This is a genomic window from Dyella subtropica (assembly GCF_026283965.1).
In the GTDB taxonomy this organism is placed as follows: Bacteria; Pseudomonadota; Gammaproteobacteria; order Xanthomonadales; family Rhodanobacteraceae; genus Dyella_D; species Dyella_D subtropica.
Genome location: NZ_JAPDPD010000008.1, coordinates 28,673 through 44,421 on the forward strand (window position 1 = coordinate 28,673; position 15,749 = coordinate 44,421).

Below are 15,749 nucleotides of genomic sequence, written 5' to 3' on the forward strand. Positions count from 1 at the left end.
AGTGCTCCATGCGACAGGCAATCCAGGGTACGAGCGCATCGCGGTTCGCTGCACACGCCCTATGCATCATGCTCTTGCTGGGATGGTGCTGGCCGCTCACTTCATTGCATGCGACGGCGGTGCCAGCGCTGCACGCACACGTCAACGACGACGCCCAAGTGCTGGGCGATCGCGCGGCGAATATCGAGACGAAACTGGCTGCGCATGAGCAGGCAACCGGCAATCAAGTCGTCGTACTGACCGTGCCAGATCTTGGCGGGCAGGATATCGAGGGCTACGCCAACGACGTTTTTGCGCAGTGGCGGCTGGGCCACAAAGGCGTCGACAACGGTGTGCTGATGGTGGTGGCGGTGAAGGATCGTCGCGCCCGCATCGAAGTCGGCTATGGCCTGGAAGGTCAGCTCACGGATCTGGCCAGTTCGCAGATCTTGCGTAACGCTATGCATCCACGCTTTGCCACAGGCGATTACGCGGGTGGTGTGGAGGCGGGCGTCGAGGGCGTGCTGGCTGTGTTGTCTGGTGCCGAGCCTGCACCGGTTCCGCCGAAGCCGGCGACCGAGGGAGCGCCATGGTGGGTCTCGGTCTTCATTTTCTTCATGCTCACCTTGTTCAGCCTGATGGCCGCGTCAGGCGGTGGCTTGTTGACGTTATGGGTCACACCAGCGTGCAGCCTGTTTCTGTTCTTTCTCATGCCGTGGCCGGTGGCGCTCATCATCTTTTTGGGCTTCATCGGCGGCGTGTATGGATTGCGCCGTCGCTGGATGCAGAAGGCATTCCTCAAGCGCAAGCCAAGCGGAAAGCGGCGGGCCGCATCGTCGGTCAAGGCGTGGCCGCCATCGGTATGGCAAGTGCTTTTGTGGAACGGCGCCTGGACCTCGGGTAGCTCATCGCGAACCGGTGGCGGTTGGAGCGGCGACGAGAGCAGCAGTAGCTCGTCGTCATCGAGCTCCGATTACTCGGGCGACGACGGGAGTTCCGGCGGCGGTGGTGCTTCCGATAGCTGGTAGTGCAGCCATGAAAAACCCGTGAGCTCGCGCCCACGGGTTTTGCTTGCCGGCAAGCAAGGTTGGGCGCTTACCAGATCTTCACCTGCTTCTCGCTTGAGCGAACCATCTTCGAGCCCGCCTTGCACTGGAAGGCATCAGCGAAGGCCGGCATGTTCGACGGCGCACCGATAGCGCGGAATTGCGCCGGGGCGTGAGGGTCGGTGTTGAGCAGGGTCAGCTGCGCTTCCGGCAGGACGTTGCCGCGCCACACGCGCGCCCAGTTGAGGAAGAAGCGCTGCTCCAGGGTGTAGCCATCGATCTTCTTGTTGGCTTCAGCCGGGTTCTTGGCCAGCGCCATTTGCAAAGCGTCGTAGGCTGCATTGAGGCCGCCAAGATCGCCGATGTTCTCGCCCATGGTCAGCTTGCCGTTGACGAATTTGCCAGGCAGCGCCTCGTAACCGTCGAACTGCGCGGCCAGCTTGGCGGTGCGTTCCTCGAAGGCCTTGCGATCGGCATCGGTCCACCAGTTGACGTTGTTGCCCTGAGCGTCGAACTTGCTGCCCTGGTCGTCGTAGCCGTGACCCATCTCATGGCCGATCACCGCGCCGATACCGCCGTAGTTGAGCGCGTCATCCACTTTGGCGTCGAAGAACGGAGGCTGCAGAATGGCGGCGGGGAACACGATCTCGTTCTTCTGCGAGTTGTAGTAAGCATTGACTGTCTGCGGCGTCATGCCCCACTCGCGGCGGTCCACCGGCTTGCCGATCTTGGCGACGCGATAGTCGTAGTTGAACTTGGCTGCCGCCATCACGTTGCCGAAGTAATCGCCTTGCTTCACCTGCAAGCCGCTCCAGTCGCGCCACTGATCGGGGTAGCCGATCTTGGGCGTGAAGCTGGCCCACTTCTCCAGCGCCTTCTGCTTGGTCGCGTCGCTCATCCATTCGAGCTTTTCGATACGCGACTTGTAGGCCGCGCGCAGGTTATCAACCAGCGCTTGGGCGCGAGTCTTGGAATCGGGCGAGAAGGTCTTGTCTACGTAGAGCTGGCCCAAGGCCATCCCCATGCTTTCGTTGACGGTGTCGAGCGTGCGCTTCCAGCGCGCCTTCATTTCCTTCTGGCCATTGAGCGTCTTGGCGTTGAAGTCGAAGTCTTCCTGCTGGAACGCCTTGGAGAGGTAGGGCGCGGCGCCTTCGATGGCGTGGAACCGCAGGTAGGCCTGCCAGTCGGCCGCCGGCACCTCGGCCAGCATCTTGTCGAACTCGGTGAAGAACTTGGGGTGCGACAGCGAGAAACCGTCCTTCACGTCGGCACCTTGCGCCTTGAAGAACGCGGTCCACTCGAAATGTGGCGTGATCTTGTCGGCGTCGGCGATGCTCACGTAGTGGTAGCGGTTCTCTGGCTGGCGCAGTTCGGTGGGCACCAGCGAGGCACCGGCCAGGCGCGTTTCGAACGTCATGACCGCCTTGGCTTGGGTCTGGGCGTCAGCGGCGCTTACACCGGTGAGTTCGAGCGTGCGTGCGATGTGCGCGACGTAAGCCTCGCGGATATTCGCGAAGTCCGGCTTGCTGTAGTAATCCGCGGTGGGTAGACCCAAGCCGCTCTGGCCGGCGTAAGCGATCTGCTGGTTGGAATTCTTGAAATCGGCGTTGCCGTAGAAGCTGAACACCATGCCGTCGCCCTTGGCGTAGCTATCGGTGATATAGGCCACGACGTCCTTGCTGTTCTTCAGCGCGGCGATGCGCGCGAGCTGCGGCTTGATCGGATCGAAGCCGGCCTTTTCGATGGCCGCCTCGTCCATGCCGGAGGCGTACAGATAGCCGATCTTCTGCTCGATCGAGCCCGGCGTGCTCCCGCTGGCGTTCTTCGCCGCGCCCTCGACAATGTCGCGCTGCACGTTGAGGCTGTCCTCGCGCAGGACGTCGAAGGAGCCCCAGCGCGTACGGTCTGCGGGAATCGGATGGGCCGCGACCCACTTCGCATTCACGAAGCCGTTGAAGTCGGTGCAGGCGTCGATCTTCTTGTCGAGGTCCTTCACGTCGAAGTTGCCGGAGGGGCCGGCGATGGCGCCAGTGCAGAGGGCCAGGCCAACAGCCCAGGCCAACGGTTTCACGATGCGGTTCTTCATGGAATCTCCCTAGGTACGATGAGCTGGCGAGTGCGTTAAGGCGCAGTCTGCCAGCCGATCAGGCTAGGGAGGGGCGCCGGATGCCGGACAGTGTCGAAGGTCACTGTCCGGGTCGTCAGAGCCTAATCAGTATCTCCACAGCGTGCTTGGTCCTTGCGGACGCAGTCCGCCGCCCTTGCTTTGGGCTCTGGCTCTTCAGCTTTCCAGTCCGCTGTGCAGCGGTTTGTCTCTTGCGCTCAACTCAACGCGTGCATGAGCATGCTTCTGCTCCCTCTTCCCCGCTCACCGATTTGTGTGCGGGGGAGAGGGGTGGGGGGCTCGCGATAACCTCTCACTGTCGTCTCCCCGGCGTAGGCCGGGGTCCAGTGGCGTTGTCGCTCGATGTTCGCGTTGTCGCGAACACAGAACACATCTCCATATAGGCCGGCGTAGAGATTTTGAACCGGCTCTTAGGCCGGGCCCGGAAAGCGCAGTTCGACCTGCAGACCGGGCTGCGCGTCGCCCAGAGTCAGCTGGATATCATGCAGATCGGCAACGGCGGCGACGAGGGCGAGGCCGAGGCCGCAGCCCGGCGTGCTGCGGCTGCTGTCCAGTCGCACAAAGCGACGCAGCACTTTCTCGCGGGCTTCGGTCGGAATGCCCGGGCCGGTGTCGACAACGCGCCCGATCAGATGTCCATGGGCTGCTTGCAGTGCAAGCCGAATGTGCGTACCCGGTGGCGTGTGATGCAGGGCGTTCTCCACCAGGTTGGCGAGCATCTGGGTGAGCAGGGCGCGGTCGCCGCGCAGTCGTGATCCTGTCGCGATCTGCGCCTGCAACTGCTGGCCGCGATCTTCCGCGACGGGGCGATAGGTTTCGGCGATGACGTCAAACACCGAGGAAAGATCGAGTTCCTCGAAGCCGGCCAGGCGCTGGCGCGACTCCACACTGGCGATGCGCAACAGCGCGCTGAACGTGGCCAGCAACGCGTCCATGTCGACCAGCGATTGCTCGACGCTATCGCGCAGGGCTGGAATTTCGATATCGGGTTCGAGGCTGGCTTCCAGGCGCTGGCGTACGCGCGTCAAGGGCGTACGCAAATCATGGGCGACGTCCTGCGATACCTGCCGCATGCCATCCATCAAGGTGCGCATGCGCGTGAGCATGCGATTGAGGCGTGTGGCCAGGCGGTCAAACTCGTCACCGCGACCGGAGCCGGCGATCACGATTTCCCGCTTTCCCTCCAGGGCGTGCTCGGCCAGTTCGCCCAGGGCGTCGATGCGGCGCAGATAGATCCAGCTGCCTAGGCCGCCGATCAATAGCACCAATACAACAGCGGCCAGACCCACACGAAGAAACCGTTGGCTCAATATCTCGCCCAGTTCGACCACGTTGCGGTTGTCGCTGCCGGCAACCAACCATCGACCATCGGCCAATCGTGTCGCATAGAGGTGCACGTGATCGGCGTCGCCCTTGTCTTTGCCCAGGGCGCCTTGTAACGGTACTTCGTGCCAGCCGGGCGTGCGCGGCCGGTAGCTGAGGTTGCCGGCGATGCGCCGGCCATCGGCATCGGCGAGCAGGTAGTAGTCGGGGCCCACCGGCATCACCGCCACGCGCTGCCGTATCTGCACGCTGACCGTGCCGTCGGCCGCCGCCTGCAGCAGGCTGGCCATGTCGGTCTGCACTTTGTCATGCAGTTGCGCTTCGGCGTAGGTGTTGACGCTCCACCAGACAATGCCGAGCAAGGCAGTCACGACGGCGGCGAACAGCAGGGCCTGCAGCAAGGCCATGCGGAAGGCTGCTGTGCGAAACAGGCTAAACGATGGCACGCAGGCAATACCCGAAGCCGCGGATGGTATGCAGCAAGTCATTGTCGAAGCCGCGATCGATCTTGGCACGCAGACGGCTGATGTGGGTTTCGACCACGCTGGTCTGCGGGTCGAAATGGAACTCCCAGACGTGTTCCAGCAGCATGGCCCGCGTCACTACGCGGTCGACATGCGTCATCAGATAGTCGAGCAGGCGGAATTCGCGCGGCTGCAGCTCGATAAGTTGACCGCCGCGTTGCACTTCGCGGCTGATGCGGTCCAGTTCGAGATCGGCGACGCGCAATCGGGTGATGGTTTCCGCCATGCGCGGCCGGCGCGACAGGGCCGACAGGCGTGCGCGCAATTCCGTCATCGCAAAAGGTTTCGCCAGGTAGTCATCGGCACCGGCTTCCAGCCCCTCGACACGCGCATCGACCTCTCCCAGTGCGGAGACCATCAACACGGGCATCTCGCAACCAGCGAAGCGCAGCTTGCGCACCATGGTGATGCCGTCGGTATGCGGCAGCATGCGGTCGACGATGAGCAGGTCGTAGTGCCCGCCGGTGGCTCGAGTGAAACCTTCATCGCCGTCCGACACGCTGTCGACCTGGGTCATGTCGGGTCGCAGGCCAGCGGCGATCAGCGCCGCCGTCGCGTGGTCGTCTTCGACGATCAGGACTCTCATTGGGATGTTCCGGTTCGCATGGATGAATGAAATAGCTTGCTCGTTCACATCGTCCATGAGTCGCGCGAGTTCCTTACGGATCGGTAAGCCGTTCGAATGAAAGTGGTCATACCACCCCTCTAGTTTCGGTTGGATGACAGCGCGTGCCGATCGTCGATCGGGCGCCGCTATCGCAGGCCATCCATCATCGTAAGGAATTACTCATGGCTCGAAAGCATGCGGGCGGTTTAGTGGTGGGGTTTGTCGCGTTGACGGGTGCGACCCTGGTTCATGCGGCGCAGCCCGCGACATTGAAGGGCGAGGTTGAGAACAATCATCAGCCGGTCTCCGGTGCACGGGTCGAATTGCGCGAGCTGGGCAAGAGCGTCACCACCGGCAGCGATGGCGAATTTGCGTTCGAGGGTGTGGACGCCGGCAGTTACACCTTGGTCACGAGCGCATCCAATCAGGCGCCGGTGGAGCGCCGCGTGGTGTTGCATGAGGGCCAGGCGATCGAGCAGGACGTGGATCTGGGCGGCGGCAGCAGCAACACCAAGACCTTGCAGGGTCTCAAGGTGACCGCGCAGACCACGCCGCTGGAAATGGCGCGCAGCATCCAGCAGGACGCGCCCAACCTGGTCAATGTGCAGCCGGCTACCGAGATTCGTAAATTGCCCGATGTGAATGCCGGTGAGGCCGTGCGCCGCATCCCCGGCATTTCGCTGGAGAGCGACACCGGCGAGGGCCGGTTCGTGAACATCCGCGGCCTCGACGCGGACCTGAACGGCGCGACGTTCGGTGGCGTGCGTCTGCCGCCGACCAATGTGGCGTCGCCGCTGGGTGGCGGCCGTGCGGTGGCGTTCGACTCGATCCCCACGGGGTTGATCGGCGCGATCACGGTGACCAAGACCAATACGCCGGATCAGGATGCTGAAGCGCTTGGCGGCACCATCGAGATCACGCCCAAGCAGGTGCCGCCCGGCAAGGACAAGTTCCTCGAGGTCGAGCTGGGCACCGGCTATGAAAGCCAGCGCAGCACGCCGATCAAGGACTACCAGCTGAGCGGCGGTGGCCGCTTCGGGCCGGACGGTGTCTTCAGCTTCATTGGCACCGTGGCCTATTACGAAGACAAGCGTGGCGTCGACGATATCGAAGGCTCCTATGCCGACGACCAGGCCAACGGCACGCCCGATAAGGTGATGAACGACTTCGAGCAGCGCTACTACCGCTACCATCGCCGCCGCCTCGGCTATGGCGGTGAGCTGAACTACCAGCCCGACAACGACAACCGCTGGTACGTGCGTTATTTCGATGCCGGTTATACCGAGTCGGTGAATCGCCAGCGCCTGACCTACAACATGTTCGGCGGCGGCACGGGATCGGTGACGGTCGACCCCTCCAACCCGCACGGCTTCATCGACCCCAACGTCGCCTTCGACAAGACCCTGCGCGACGAAAAGGAAACCATCGATACGCGCGTGGTCACGTTCGGCGGCGAGAACCATTTCCAGAGCGTCAAGATCGATTATCTGCTGGCGGCGACCTACGGCTCGTACAACAAGCCGTTCGACTACAACAGCACGTTCTCCAACCCTAATGCGGTGACGGTCGCCTACGACAACATCAGCGATCCGCGCTACCCGCGCTTCCGCTATCTCAATGCCAATCCGCTCGATCCGTCGGGCTATACGTTCGGCAATTTCCAGAACAGCACGGAGCACGATCACGATCAGGAGTACACGGGCGCGTTCAATGTCACGTTGCCGACCAGTTATTTCGAGGGAAGCGACGAGAACATCAAGTTTGGCGTGAGTGCGCGTAAGCGCGCCCGTCATGGCGAGATCACGCGCTTCGGCAGCACTCCGCCGGCCTTGCCGTTGAGCCAGTTCATCGGCGGGCAGCCGATCACGTACTACAAGGACCATTACCAGAACGGCTACAACATCAACGCTGACGCGCTGCGCAACCTGTTCGTGACCCATCCTGAGCTGTTCCCGGAGAAAGATCCTCTGGCCGATGCGCAAAGCGAGGCGCAGGGTGCGTCGAACGGTAAGGAAAATGTCTACGCGATCTATGGCCAGTATCAGTTCAAGCCGATCGACAAGCTGGGTGTGCTGGCTGGCGTGCGCTGGGAGCGGACCACGGCCACGTACGGTGGCAACCAGGTGCTGGTCGATCCGGTCACGGGTGCGTTCGGCGGCGCCGTGCCGACGTCAACGACGCACAGCTACAACAACTTCTTCCCGACCGTGCAGTTGCGCTACGAATTGAGCGAGGGCCTGGTCGCCCGTGCGGTCTATTCCAAGACCATTGCGCGACCAGGCTTCAACCAGGTCACGGCGTCGATGTTGATCGATCCGGCCGCGGACAACGTGACCCAAGGCAATCCGAACCTCAAGGCGACGACCAGCAACAACTTCGACCTGTCCATGGAGTACTACCTGGACAACGGCGGCATCGCCTCGGTGGGTGTGTTCGACAAGGAGTTGAGCAACTACATCATCAACAAAGAGACGAGCGCGACCTTCCCGAACAACGGCTTGTTCGCCGGCTTCACTGGTGCGGCGAAGGTGTTCACGTTTGCCAATCTCAACAGCGCGCATGCACGTGGCCTCGAACTGAACTACCAGCAGAAGTTCGCGATGTTGCCGGGCTGGCTGGCCGGCTTCGGTATGGCGGCGAACTACACCTATGTCGATTCGAGCGGAGAGATCCGCTCCGGCGAACATCTGCAGCTGCCGTCCACCTCGCGCAACACCGGCAATCTGGCATTTTTCTACGACCTGGGCGGTTTGAACGTCAATCTCGGCGCGTACTACGTCAGCAAGAACATCTTCGGCGTCGGCAATTCGGCGGCAACGGACATCTGGTCGGAGGCGCGGTTCTCGCTGGATCTCGGCGCGAGCTATGCGATCGACGAGCAGTGGTCGGTATTCGTCAATGCCAAGAATCTCACCGACACGCGCCTGAAGTTCACCGAGGGCCCGTCCAACAACCGCCCGATCCAGCGCGAGTTCTACGGACAGACCTATACCGCCGGCGTCCGCCTGAAGCTCTGACCTCCACACGACACGTACAAGGACTCCCATGAAATCGTTGACTATGGCCCTGTTGCTGACCGGGGCACTGGCCGCACCCGCACTCTCCGCCGCCGACGCAGGCGTGCCTTATGCCGTCGCCCAGCACTATGCGCTGGGTGGCGCAGGCGGTTGGGACTATCTCAGCCTGGACGCTTCGTCCCATCGCCTGTTCATCGCTCGCGACGATCGCGTCATGGTGGTCGACGCGGGCACCGGCAAGTTGCTGGGAGAGATTCCCGGCATGCAGCATGCGCACGGCATCGCGCTGCAGCCGGCAACGCATCAGGCCTTTGTGAGCAACGGGCACGGCGACAATGTCAGCGTGGTGGACACGGAGACCTTGAAAGTCACCGGCCACATCGCGCTTACCGGCAAGGACCCGGATGCGATCGTGTTCGACGACGCTTCCGGTCATCTGCTCACCATGAACGGGCACAGCAGCAACATCAGCGTGATCGATGCCAAGGCCGGCAAGGAGTTGGCGACCATCACCGTGCCGGGGCGCCCGGAGTTCGCGGTGAGCGATGGCAAAGGGCAGCTGTTCCTCAACCTGGAAGACAAGCATCAGCTGGCGCGGGTGGACCTCACCACGCGCAAGGTGCTGAACGTGTGGCCGTTGGCGCCTTGCGAGGGGCCGACCGGGCTGGCCTTGGATACGGCGAACCATCGTCTGTTCTCGGTTTGCGATAACGGCTGGATGATCGTGACCGATGCCAGCGATGGTCATCAGGTCGCCAAGCTGCCGATTGGCAAGGGTCCCGATGCCGTGGCGTTCGATGCGCAGCGCCATGTGGTGCTCAGCTCCAACGGCGATGACGGCACGCTCAGCGTGATCGCACAGGACAGCGCCGATCACTATCGCGTGCTGGGCCATGTGAAGACCCAGCCGAGCGCGCGTACGCTGGCGCTCGATCCGCAGAACCACACGGTCTACCTCGCCGCGGCCAGCTCCGCTGTCAAGGGCAAGCCGGTGGACGGCTTTGGCGTGCTGGTGGTTGCGCCGCACTAAGTACGGTGTATGCATGCTGGCGCACCGATGGGGGCGCCAGCATGGCCCGAGGCAGGGCCAGGCATTATGATTTGCTCATGTCCGAACTCACTTCTACCCTCTTTCGTGCGGCCGAGGCCGCCGACGTCGCCGCCATCGTCACCCTGGTTGAATCCGCCTATCGTGGGGATTCCGGGCGCCGCGGCTGGACCACCGAATCCGACCTGCTGGATGGCCAGCGCACCGACGCCGCAGGCGTGTCGGCAATACTCGGCCAGCCCGGCAGCGTGGTGCTGCTGGCAGAGCGCGATGGCGTTCTGCTGGCTTGCTGCCACGTCGAGCAACAGGGCGAGGCCGGCTACTTCGGCATGTTCGCGGTGAACCCCGATTTGCAGAACGGCGGTATCGGAAAGGCCTTGCTGGCGGAGGCCGAGCGCTATGTGCGCGAGCAATGGCATAGCCTGGCCATGCGCATGACGGTGATCGAGCAGCGCGCCGAACTGATCGCCTGGTACGAGCGACGCGGTTACCAGCGCACCGGCGAATTTCGCCCATTTCCCTACGGCGACGAGCGTTGCGGTATTCCGCGCCGCGATGACCTGCGCTTCGAGTGCATGGTGAAGTCTCTGGTCGGGGCACCAGCGTGAGCGAAGATCTGAAGGACTGGATCTTCGTAGGTACACGTAGTGAACTTTTGCCGGGCGAGTTCAAAGTGGTCTACGACGGCGATACGCCGATCGTGGTCTACAACATCGACGGCGATCTCTATGCGGTCGAGGATCTGTGCACCCACGACGGCGGCGATCTCGCCGGTGGTGAAGTGCACGGCTTCGAAGTGGAATGTCCGCGCCACGGTGCGCGCTTCGACTTGCGTACTGGCGAGGTCACCTGTCCGCCGGCCTACGAGCCCATCGCCCGTTTCCCGGTGCGCGAAGCGCACGGTGGCATCTGGACGCGCGACGATCGCTGAAGCAAGAGCTTGTTCAACCGCCGTGCAAACCGGCAGTCCTGCCGGTTTGTCGCGCACAGGGTGCGCTCCTACAAACGCTTAGAGCTTGTAAACGAAGGCGAGGGACGTTGCGAACTGGTTCGGCGTACCGAACCGCTTGACCAAGGGGCTGTTGCGGGCCGAGCCGAGCAGGCGCGTGTACTCGAGGCCAAGCACGAAGCCGGTGTGTTGGCTGGTCGGCATATAAGCGTTGTACGAGAAGGAAATCTGTTGACTGCCTCCGGTGGGGTCCCAGTGCTGGGTGTTGATTTTCTGCGCCTGCATCCGCCTGACGCCGAAGAACCGGCGCATGGCCGCACCGTTCATGGCCTGCCATTGCACTTCCACGGAGTGCTCAAGGTAGCCAATGGAGGGTAGGTCATGGTCGGCATAGAGATCGAGGTAAGCACCAGCGCCCTGGGTGTCGTGGCTGAGATTGCCGCCGAAGCTGAAGGGTTTGTTGACTTGATATTCGAGGTAACCGCCGGCGTGAAGCCTTGGCGAGAGGCTGTGCACGATGCGGCTGAGCCGGCGGCTCAAGTCTTTGCGATCGCGGCCCCACATGTAGTTGGCGTATAGCCCGCCATGCAGCTGCTTGTCGCCGATCAGGTCGACGTTGAGGCCGTCGACGGTGGAGAAGGTGACGTGGTTCGGCCAATCGAACAGCACATACGGGATGGCTTGATAACGCGTGTTGCGCGAGCCGATCCAAGTGGGGAGATGCTGATAACCCGCGCCGACCATGGTGGTGATGGTGTTGTCGCCACTTGTTTCATCCGTCTCCGCGTGTAGCACCGGCGACATGGACATGGCGAGCACGCCGGACAGCAGGCCAGCGCAAACGGCCTTCGAGGGCCATGCGGGTGCTGGGGCGTGCAAGTGCATTAAGGCGTCTTGGCGGGTGCCGTGGCGGTTCCGAAACGCACCAGCACGCGTTGGCCGATGCGCATGGAGGCCGGCGGTGGCTGGTCGAGGGCGAGTACGCATTCGACCGTGCGGGTGTTGGCGCGCACCAGCGGATCGTCTTCCAGCGTACTGGCACCAAACACGGTGCCGATGCGAATCACATGAGCGGCGAGGTTGGGCATGCCACTGCCGCTGTCGTCCACCACTTCCGCATGCATGCCTTGCTCGACGGCGCGCACGAAGGATTCGTTGAGTTCGGCGCGCACGATGCGCGGCTGGTCGGGCAGCAGCACGAAGGCAGGGCCGCTTTGCGGTGAGGCGGCGGCGCCTGGTTGGATCATGCGCTGCACGATCTGTCCGTCGATGGGGGCGACCAGGCTGCGCTGTGTCAGTTCGTAGCGCGCACCGGCAAGCTTCTGCGCGGCGAGGGCGGCGGTGGCGCGCGCGTTGTCCGCCTCGCCTTGCAGCTGCGAGGCATTTTCGCGGGCGTCGTCAGCACTCTGGCTGTCGCCTGCGCCGGCTGCAGCGGCGGCGGCGAGCCGTTCAGCGCGTTGCGTGGCGGCCTTCACGCGGGCATCGAGCAGTTTGGTTTGGGCTTCAGCCTGCTTCTGCTCAGCCTCTGCGGAGGTCACGGCCAGGCGCGCGGGTTCCGTATCCAGCGCGGCGAGCAGTTGACCTTTGTGGACGCGGTCGCCTTCGTGAACCTCGATGTCCGCCACCACACCGTCGCGCGCCATGCTGAGCTTGAGCAAGCCGCCTTCGATGTCGATGCGCCCACGGGCTACGGCCAGATATTGGGGCGCAGCCACCTGCTTGGCGGTCTTGTCGGACGCGCCGTCGTGCGAGCAGCCCGCTAGCACGAGGGAGGCGGCAGCCAGGACAAGCAACGGACGAAGCAGGCGCAAACTCATGCAGAGGATTCCTTGAGGCCGGGGACGGCGGTCGATAGAGACGGCTGGCTGCGATCGCTCAGGATACGACCGTCTTCCATGGCAAGAACGCGATCGGCGTGGCCGACCAGGCGCGGATCGTGGCTGACGCACAGCACGGTGGTGCCGTGCGCGCGCGCGATGCGGTGCAGGATATCGATGATGATCTGACCGTTGGCGGCGTCAAGCGCGCTGGTCGGCTCGTCGGCGAACAACAGCTCGGGCTCCTTGGCCAGCGCGCGGGCAATTGCCACACGCTGCTTTTCGCCGCCGGACAGCTCGGAAGGGCGCAGGCGCATGCGCGGCCCCAGGCCGACTTCTTCCAGCGAAGCCACCGCACGGCGGCGCGCCTCCGACGGCAATAGGCCCAAATAACTCAGCGGCAACTCCACCTGTTCCAGCGCGTTCAACGCCGGAAACAGATTGAAGCCCTGGAAGACGAAGCCGGTATGCAGCAGGCGGAAACGTTCGAGCGCGCGCATGTCGAGCAGGCCCAGGTCCTGATCCAGCGCGACTACCTGCCCAACGTCGGGCCGCTGTAGGCCACTGAGGATGGCCAGCAGCGTGCTCTTGCCGCAGCCGGATGGGCCGGAGATCAGGGTGAGTTCGCCAGCACGCATGTCCAGCGTGAGGTCGTGCAGCACGGTACTGCGCACACGGCCGGACTCGAACGATTTGCTGACGCCGCGCGCCTGCAGGGAGATGGATGCGGATGGCACGGTCTGACTGGCCACGGCTTACCTCAACAAGCTCGCGGGATCGGCGCGGCGCAGGCTGCGCATCGCGGCCAGGCCGGAGACGATAGCCAGGCCCATGCCGAGCACCAGGCAGGCGGTAGTGGTGAGGGCGTTCAGTTCCACCGGCACGCTGCGACTGCGTGCGAGAAAGAAGAACAGCGCACCCAGGATCGCGCTGCCGATCAGCCCCAGGGCGCCTACCCAGAAGGCCTGTTCCATCACGACCTTGCGCAAGGCGCCCACGCCGACACCCAGCGCGTTGAGCGTGGCGTACTCGCGGATCGAGCCGATCACCGCACCCACCAGGGTCTGGCTGGTGATCACCGTGCCTACCAGGAACACGATGCCGGCGAGGAACAGCACGCCAGCGCCGGCGCCGGTGTCGAACATCCAGTAGAACACCGAGCGGCGGGCGAAGTCGCGCGCGGTCCATACGTCGTAATTGCCGAAGGTGTTTGCGCCGCGCAGGCGCTGGGCGACCGCGCCGGCTTCGCCCGGGTCGCGCACTTTGGCGACGAAGTAGGTCATGCGGTTGGCGTTGGCTGGGTCGCTGTCCAGCTCCCGCGCGGTGGCCAGCGAGGCCACCACGTTCACGCCGCCCAGCGCGCGCAGGCCGCTGCTCACGCCGACCACGCGCACGCGATGGCCGTTGATGATGGCGGTGTCGCCGACGTTCACGCCGAGGCTGCCGAGGTCGGCGCGATCGACGATCACCGCGTCCGGCTCGTTCAGGCGCGCACGCAGGGCCTCGGGCAGGGCATGCGCGAACATCATGCTCTCGGGCCGCGCGTCGATGCCGGATACGAATACCGATACGCCGCCGGTATCGTTGGGGCCGCGCCAGTCGGCGTCCACCCAGTGGAACGGTTCCACTTTGGTCACGGCCGGGTCCATCAGCAGCCTCATCTCCACACCGGTGTCGATCGGGCGGCCCAGATTCACGCTCTGCGTGCCGGGATAGCCGACCCAGAGGTCGGCGGAGGAGCCGGTGATATACACGCTGGCACTGCCGAAGATGCCAAGCACCAGTGCGGCCTGCAGCAGCTGCAACAGACCGGCGAAGCCCACCGCGACGATGGCCGGCAGGAAGCGGCGCCATTCGTAGATCAGGGTCTTGCGAGCGAGTGCCACCATCAGTCGGCACCCCGCGGCTCGGGTGGCGCGGGCATGGGAGCGCCGCCCAGTGCCTTGTACAGCGAGACGTAGGCCAGATCGCGCGCGGCGATGGCGCTCACCAGTTCGAGTTCGGTGCGATGGCCTTCGATCAGGCTGTCCTGGATGTCGAGATGGCTGCCGAGACCCAGCTCAGCGCGCTTGCGCAAGGCGCCGGTGGCCGATTGCAGGGCATCGGCGGCTTGCTGCGACGCTTGTTCGCGACCGCGCAACTGCTCCAGATCACCCATCGCGATCTCCGCTTCGGCCACACCTTGCAGCACGGCTTGGCGGTAGGCGAGGACGGCGGCATGTAGTTCATGGTCCTTGGCATGCGCGGCGGCCACGCGTTGCCCCCAGTCGAACAGCGGAATGTCGATGACCGGGCCGAGCGAGAAGATGCCTTCCCCGTTACGTGCGCGGTGATTGCTGGCGATGTTCACGGACCACTGCATGGAGGCGCCGATGCCGATATGCGGGTATATATCGGCGCGGCTCATGCCCAACTCGCCAGCGGCACGCAGCACTTCGGCCTCGGCGCTGGCGATTTCCGGGCGGGTACGCAATAGGTCGGCGGGGGCGGAGGTGAGCTGCCACTGGCCGAGGCGCGGCTGGGTACCGGGTTCCAGCCACTGTGCATCGGGTTCGTTCTGTCCGAGCAGCACGGCCAGCTGCTGGGCACTGCTGATGATGGCTTGCTGCGGTTCCGATAGCGCCGCCTCGGCGCGCGACAGTTCGGCCTGCGCGCGAGCTGTCTCGGCCGGCGAAGCCAGTTTCAGATCGACACGAGTCTGCAGCAGGTGCAGTTTTTCTTGCTGGGCGTCGCGAATCGCGGTGAGCAGACGCGCTTGCTGCTGCGCGGAGCGCAACTCGATCCAGCGACGGGTGACCTCGGCGACCAGCGATACCTGGGCCCCGCGCAGCCCGGTCTGGGCAAGGTTCAACTGCGCCTGGGAGACCCGGCCGGCACTTTGCCAGGAACCGAAAAGCGGCAGTTCCCACATGGCATCGAAGCCGACCAGAAAGTAAGACGCGCTGGTGTCGGGACTGATGACGTCGTTGGTCTTCGCGTGCAGGTTGGGCAGATACGCGTCATGGGCGTGCGGGTTGAGGATGCGCGCCGCGCGCAGGCGCTCGGCAGCCTGCGCCACGTCCAGGTTGTTTTTCAGGGCACGGTCGATCAGGGCGTCCAGCTGCGCGTCGCCCAAGGCCTGCCACCAGCCACGCAAGTCGGCGGGTGCGGGAGCGACCCCGGCAGGGGCGTTGCGCCACGCATCCGGCACCGGCGGCTTCAGCTCGGGCAACGGCGCCACCGAGCAACCTGCCAGCACGGCCAAGCTCGCCGCCATGAACAACAGGCGCCAAGAGCGAGCCTGTCGATACAACGTTCTGGCGGCCGTCATCGGC

13 protein-coding genes are annotated in these 15,749 nt (G+C 64.0%); 5 read left to right on the forward strand and 8 right to left on the reverse strand.

The annotated features are described in order from the left end of the window. Window positions 1-8 precede the first annotated feature (8 nt). Entirely contained in the window at window positions 9-1,007 is a 999-nt protein-coding gene (locus tag OUZ45_RS08410) for a TPM domain-containing protein (protein ID WP_266169490.1), read from the forward strand. A gap of 67 nt (window positions 1,008-1,074) precedes the next feature. Here the strand turns inward: OUZ45_RS08410 and OUZ45_RS08415 are convergent, their stop codons facing one another. The 3 genes from OUZ45_RS08415 to OUZ45_RS08425 form a co-directional block, all read right to left on the reverse strand. Next, window positions 1,075-3,111 carry a M13 family metallopeptidase gene (locus tag OUZ45_RS08415; protein WP_266169491.1) on the reverse strand — a complete coding sequence of 679 codons (2,037 nt, stop codon included), beginning with the start codon at window positions 3,109-3,111 and terminating at the stop codon, window positions 1,075-1,077. Between the two features lie 449 nt (window positions 3,112-3,560). Continuing rightward, window positions 3,561-4,880, reverse strand: a complete 1,320-nt coding sequence (locus OUZ45_RS08420) for a sensor histidine kinase (protein ID WP_266169492.1) — start codon at window positions 4,878-4,880, stop codon at window positions 3,561-3,563. 25 nt (window positions 4,881-4,905) lie between these two features. Continuing rightward, window positions 4,906-5,583: a response regulator transcription factor gene (locus OUZ45_RS08425; protein WP_266169493.1), complete on the reverse strand. Its 678-nt coding sequence runs from the start codon at window positions 5,581-5,583 to the stop codon at window positions 4,906-4,908. Between the two features lie 203 nt (window positions 5,584-5,786). On the opposite strand from OUZ45_RS08425, the gene OUZ45_RS08430 reads away from it, so the two are divergent. From OUZ45_RS08430 to OUZ45_RS08445, 4 genes are all read left to right on the forward strand, one after another. After that, window positions 5,787-8,621 (forward strand): TonB-dependent receptor, encoded by a 2,835-nt coding sequence (locus tag OUZ45_RS08430; protein WP_266169494.1) that lies wholly within the window; start codon window positions 5,787-5,789, stop codon window positions 8,619-8,621. 28 nt (window positions 8,622-8,649) lie between these two features. Beyond that, the gene (locus OUZ45_RS08435) at window positions 8,650-9,651 is read left to right on the forward strand and encodes a YncE family protein (RefSeq protein WP_266169495.1); all 1,002 of its coding nucleotides are present in this window, start codon (window positions 8,650-8,652) and stop codon (window positions 9,649-9,651) included. A 77-nt stretch (window positions 9,652-9,728) separates the two neighbouring features. Then, on the forward strand, window positions 9,729-10,277 hold the full coding sequence (locus tag OUZ45_RS08440; protein WP_266169496.1) for a GNAT family N-acetyltransferase: 549 nt from the start codon (window positions 9,729-9,731) through the stop codon (window positions 10,275-10,277). A gap of 8 nt (window positions 10,278-10,285) precedes the next feature. Further along, on the forward strand, window positions 10,286-10,600 hold the full coding sequence (locus tag OUZ45_RS08445) for a non-heme iron oxygenase ferredoxin subunit (RefSeq protein WP_266169691.1): 315 nt from the start codon (window positions 10,286-10,288) through the stop codon (window positions 10,598-10,600). Between the two features lie 78 nt (window positions 10,601-10,678). On the opposite strand, the gene OUZ45_RS08450 is transcribed toward OUZ45_RS08445, so the two are convergent. The 5 genes from OUZ45_RS08450 to OUZ45_RS08470 all read right to left on the reverse strand — a co-directional run bounded on the left by OUZ45_RS08450 (window position 10,679) and on the right by OUZ45_RS08470 (window position 15,745). Then, window positions 10,679-11,428 (reverse strand): MipA/OmpV family protein, encoded by a 750-nt coding sequence (locus OUZ45_RS08450; RefSeq protein ID WP_266169497.1) that lies wholly within the window; start codon window positions 11,426-11,428, stop codon window positions 10,679-10,681. A 74-nt stretch (window positions 11,429-11,502) separates the two neighbouring features. Then, on the reverse strand, window positions 11,503-12,435 hold the full coding sequence (locus OUZ45_RS08455; protein ID WP_266169498.1) for an efflux RND transporter periplasmic adaptor subunit: 933 nt from the start codon (window positions 12,433-12,435) through the stop codon (window positions 11,503-11,505). Then, window positions 12,432-13,157, reverse strand: a complete 726-nt coding sequence (locus OUZ45_RS08460; protein ID WP_266169693.1) for an ABC transporter ATP-binding protein — start codon at window positions 13,155-13,157, stop codon at window positions 12,432-12,434. Before OUZ45_RS08460 ends, OUZ45_RS08455 begins: the two co-directional genes overlap by 4 nt. Before the next feature lie 33 nt (window positions 13,158-13,190). Then, window positions 13,191-14,324, reverse strand: a complete 1,134-nt coding sequence (locus OUZ45_RS08465; protein ID WP_266169499.1) for an ABC transporter permease — start codon at window positions 14,322-14,324, stop codon at window positions 13,191-13,193. Then, window positions 14,324-15,745 (reverse strand): TolC family protein, encoded by a 1,422-nt coding sequence (locus OUZ45_RS08470; RefSeq protein WP_266169500.1) that lies wholly within the window; start codon window positions 15,743-15,745, stop codon window positions 14,324-14,326. Before OUZ45_RS08470 ends, OUZ45_RS08465 begins: the two co-directional genes overlap by 1 nt. Between the last annotated feature and the right edge of the window lie 4 nt (window positions 15,746-15,749).

Bases quoted from the DNA above. Each gene is read 5' to 3' on its own strand.
- OUZ45_RS08455 (WP_266169498.1), bottom strand. From the start codon at position 12,435: ATGAGTTTGCGCCTGCTTCGTCCGTTGCTTGTCCTGGCTGCCGCCTCC.
- OUZ45_RS08470 (WP_266169500.1), bottom strand. From the start codon at position 15,745: ATGACGGCCGCCAGAACGTTGTATCGACAGGCTCGCTCTTGGCGCCTG.
- OUZ45_RS08410 (WP_266169490.1), top strand. From the start codon at position 9: ATGCGACAGGCAATCCAGGGTACGAGCGCATCGCGGTTCGCTGCACAC.
- OUZ45_RS08450 (WP_266169497.1), bottom strand. From the start codon at position 11,428: ATGTCCATGTCGCCGGTGCTACACGCGGAGACGGATGAAACAAGTGGC.
- OUZ45_RS08435 (WP_266169495.1), top strand. From the start codon at position 8,650: ATGAAATCGTTGACTATGGCCCTGTTGCTGACCGGGGCACTGGCCGCA.
- OUZ45_RS08465 (WP_266169499.1), bottom strand. From the start codon at position 14,324: ATGGTGGCACTCGCTCGCAAGACCCTGATCTACGAATGGCGCCGCTTC.
- OUZ45_RS08430 (WP_266169494.1), top strand. From the start codon at position 5,787: ATGGCTCGAAAGCATGCGGGCGGTTTAGTGGTGGGGTTTGTCGCGTTG.
- OUZ45_RS08440 (WP_266169496.1), top strand. From the start codon at position 9,729: ATGTCCGAACTCACTTCTACCCTCTTTCGTGCGGCCGAGGCCGCCGAC.
- OUZ45_RS08420 (WP_266169492.1), bottom strand. From the start codon at position 4,880: ATGGCCTTGCTGCAGGCCCTGCTGTTCGCCGCCGTCGTGACTGCCTTG.
- OUZ45_RS08415 (WP_266169491.1), bottom strand. From the start codon at position 3,111: ATGAAGAACCGCATCGTGAAACCGTTGGCCTGGGCTGTTGGCCTGGCC.
- OUZ45_RS08425 (WP_266169493.1), bottom strand. From the start codon at position 5,583: ATGAGAGTCCTGATCGTCGAAGACGACCACGCGACGGCGGCGCTGATC.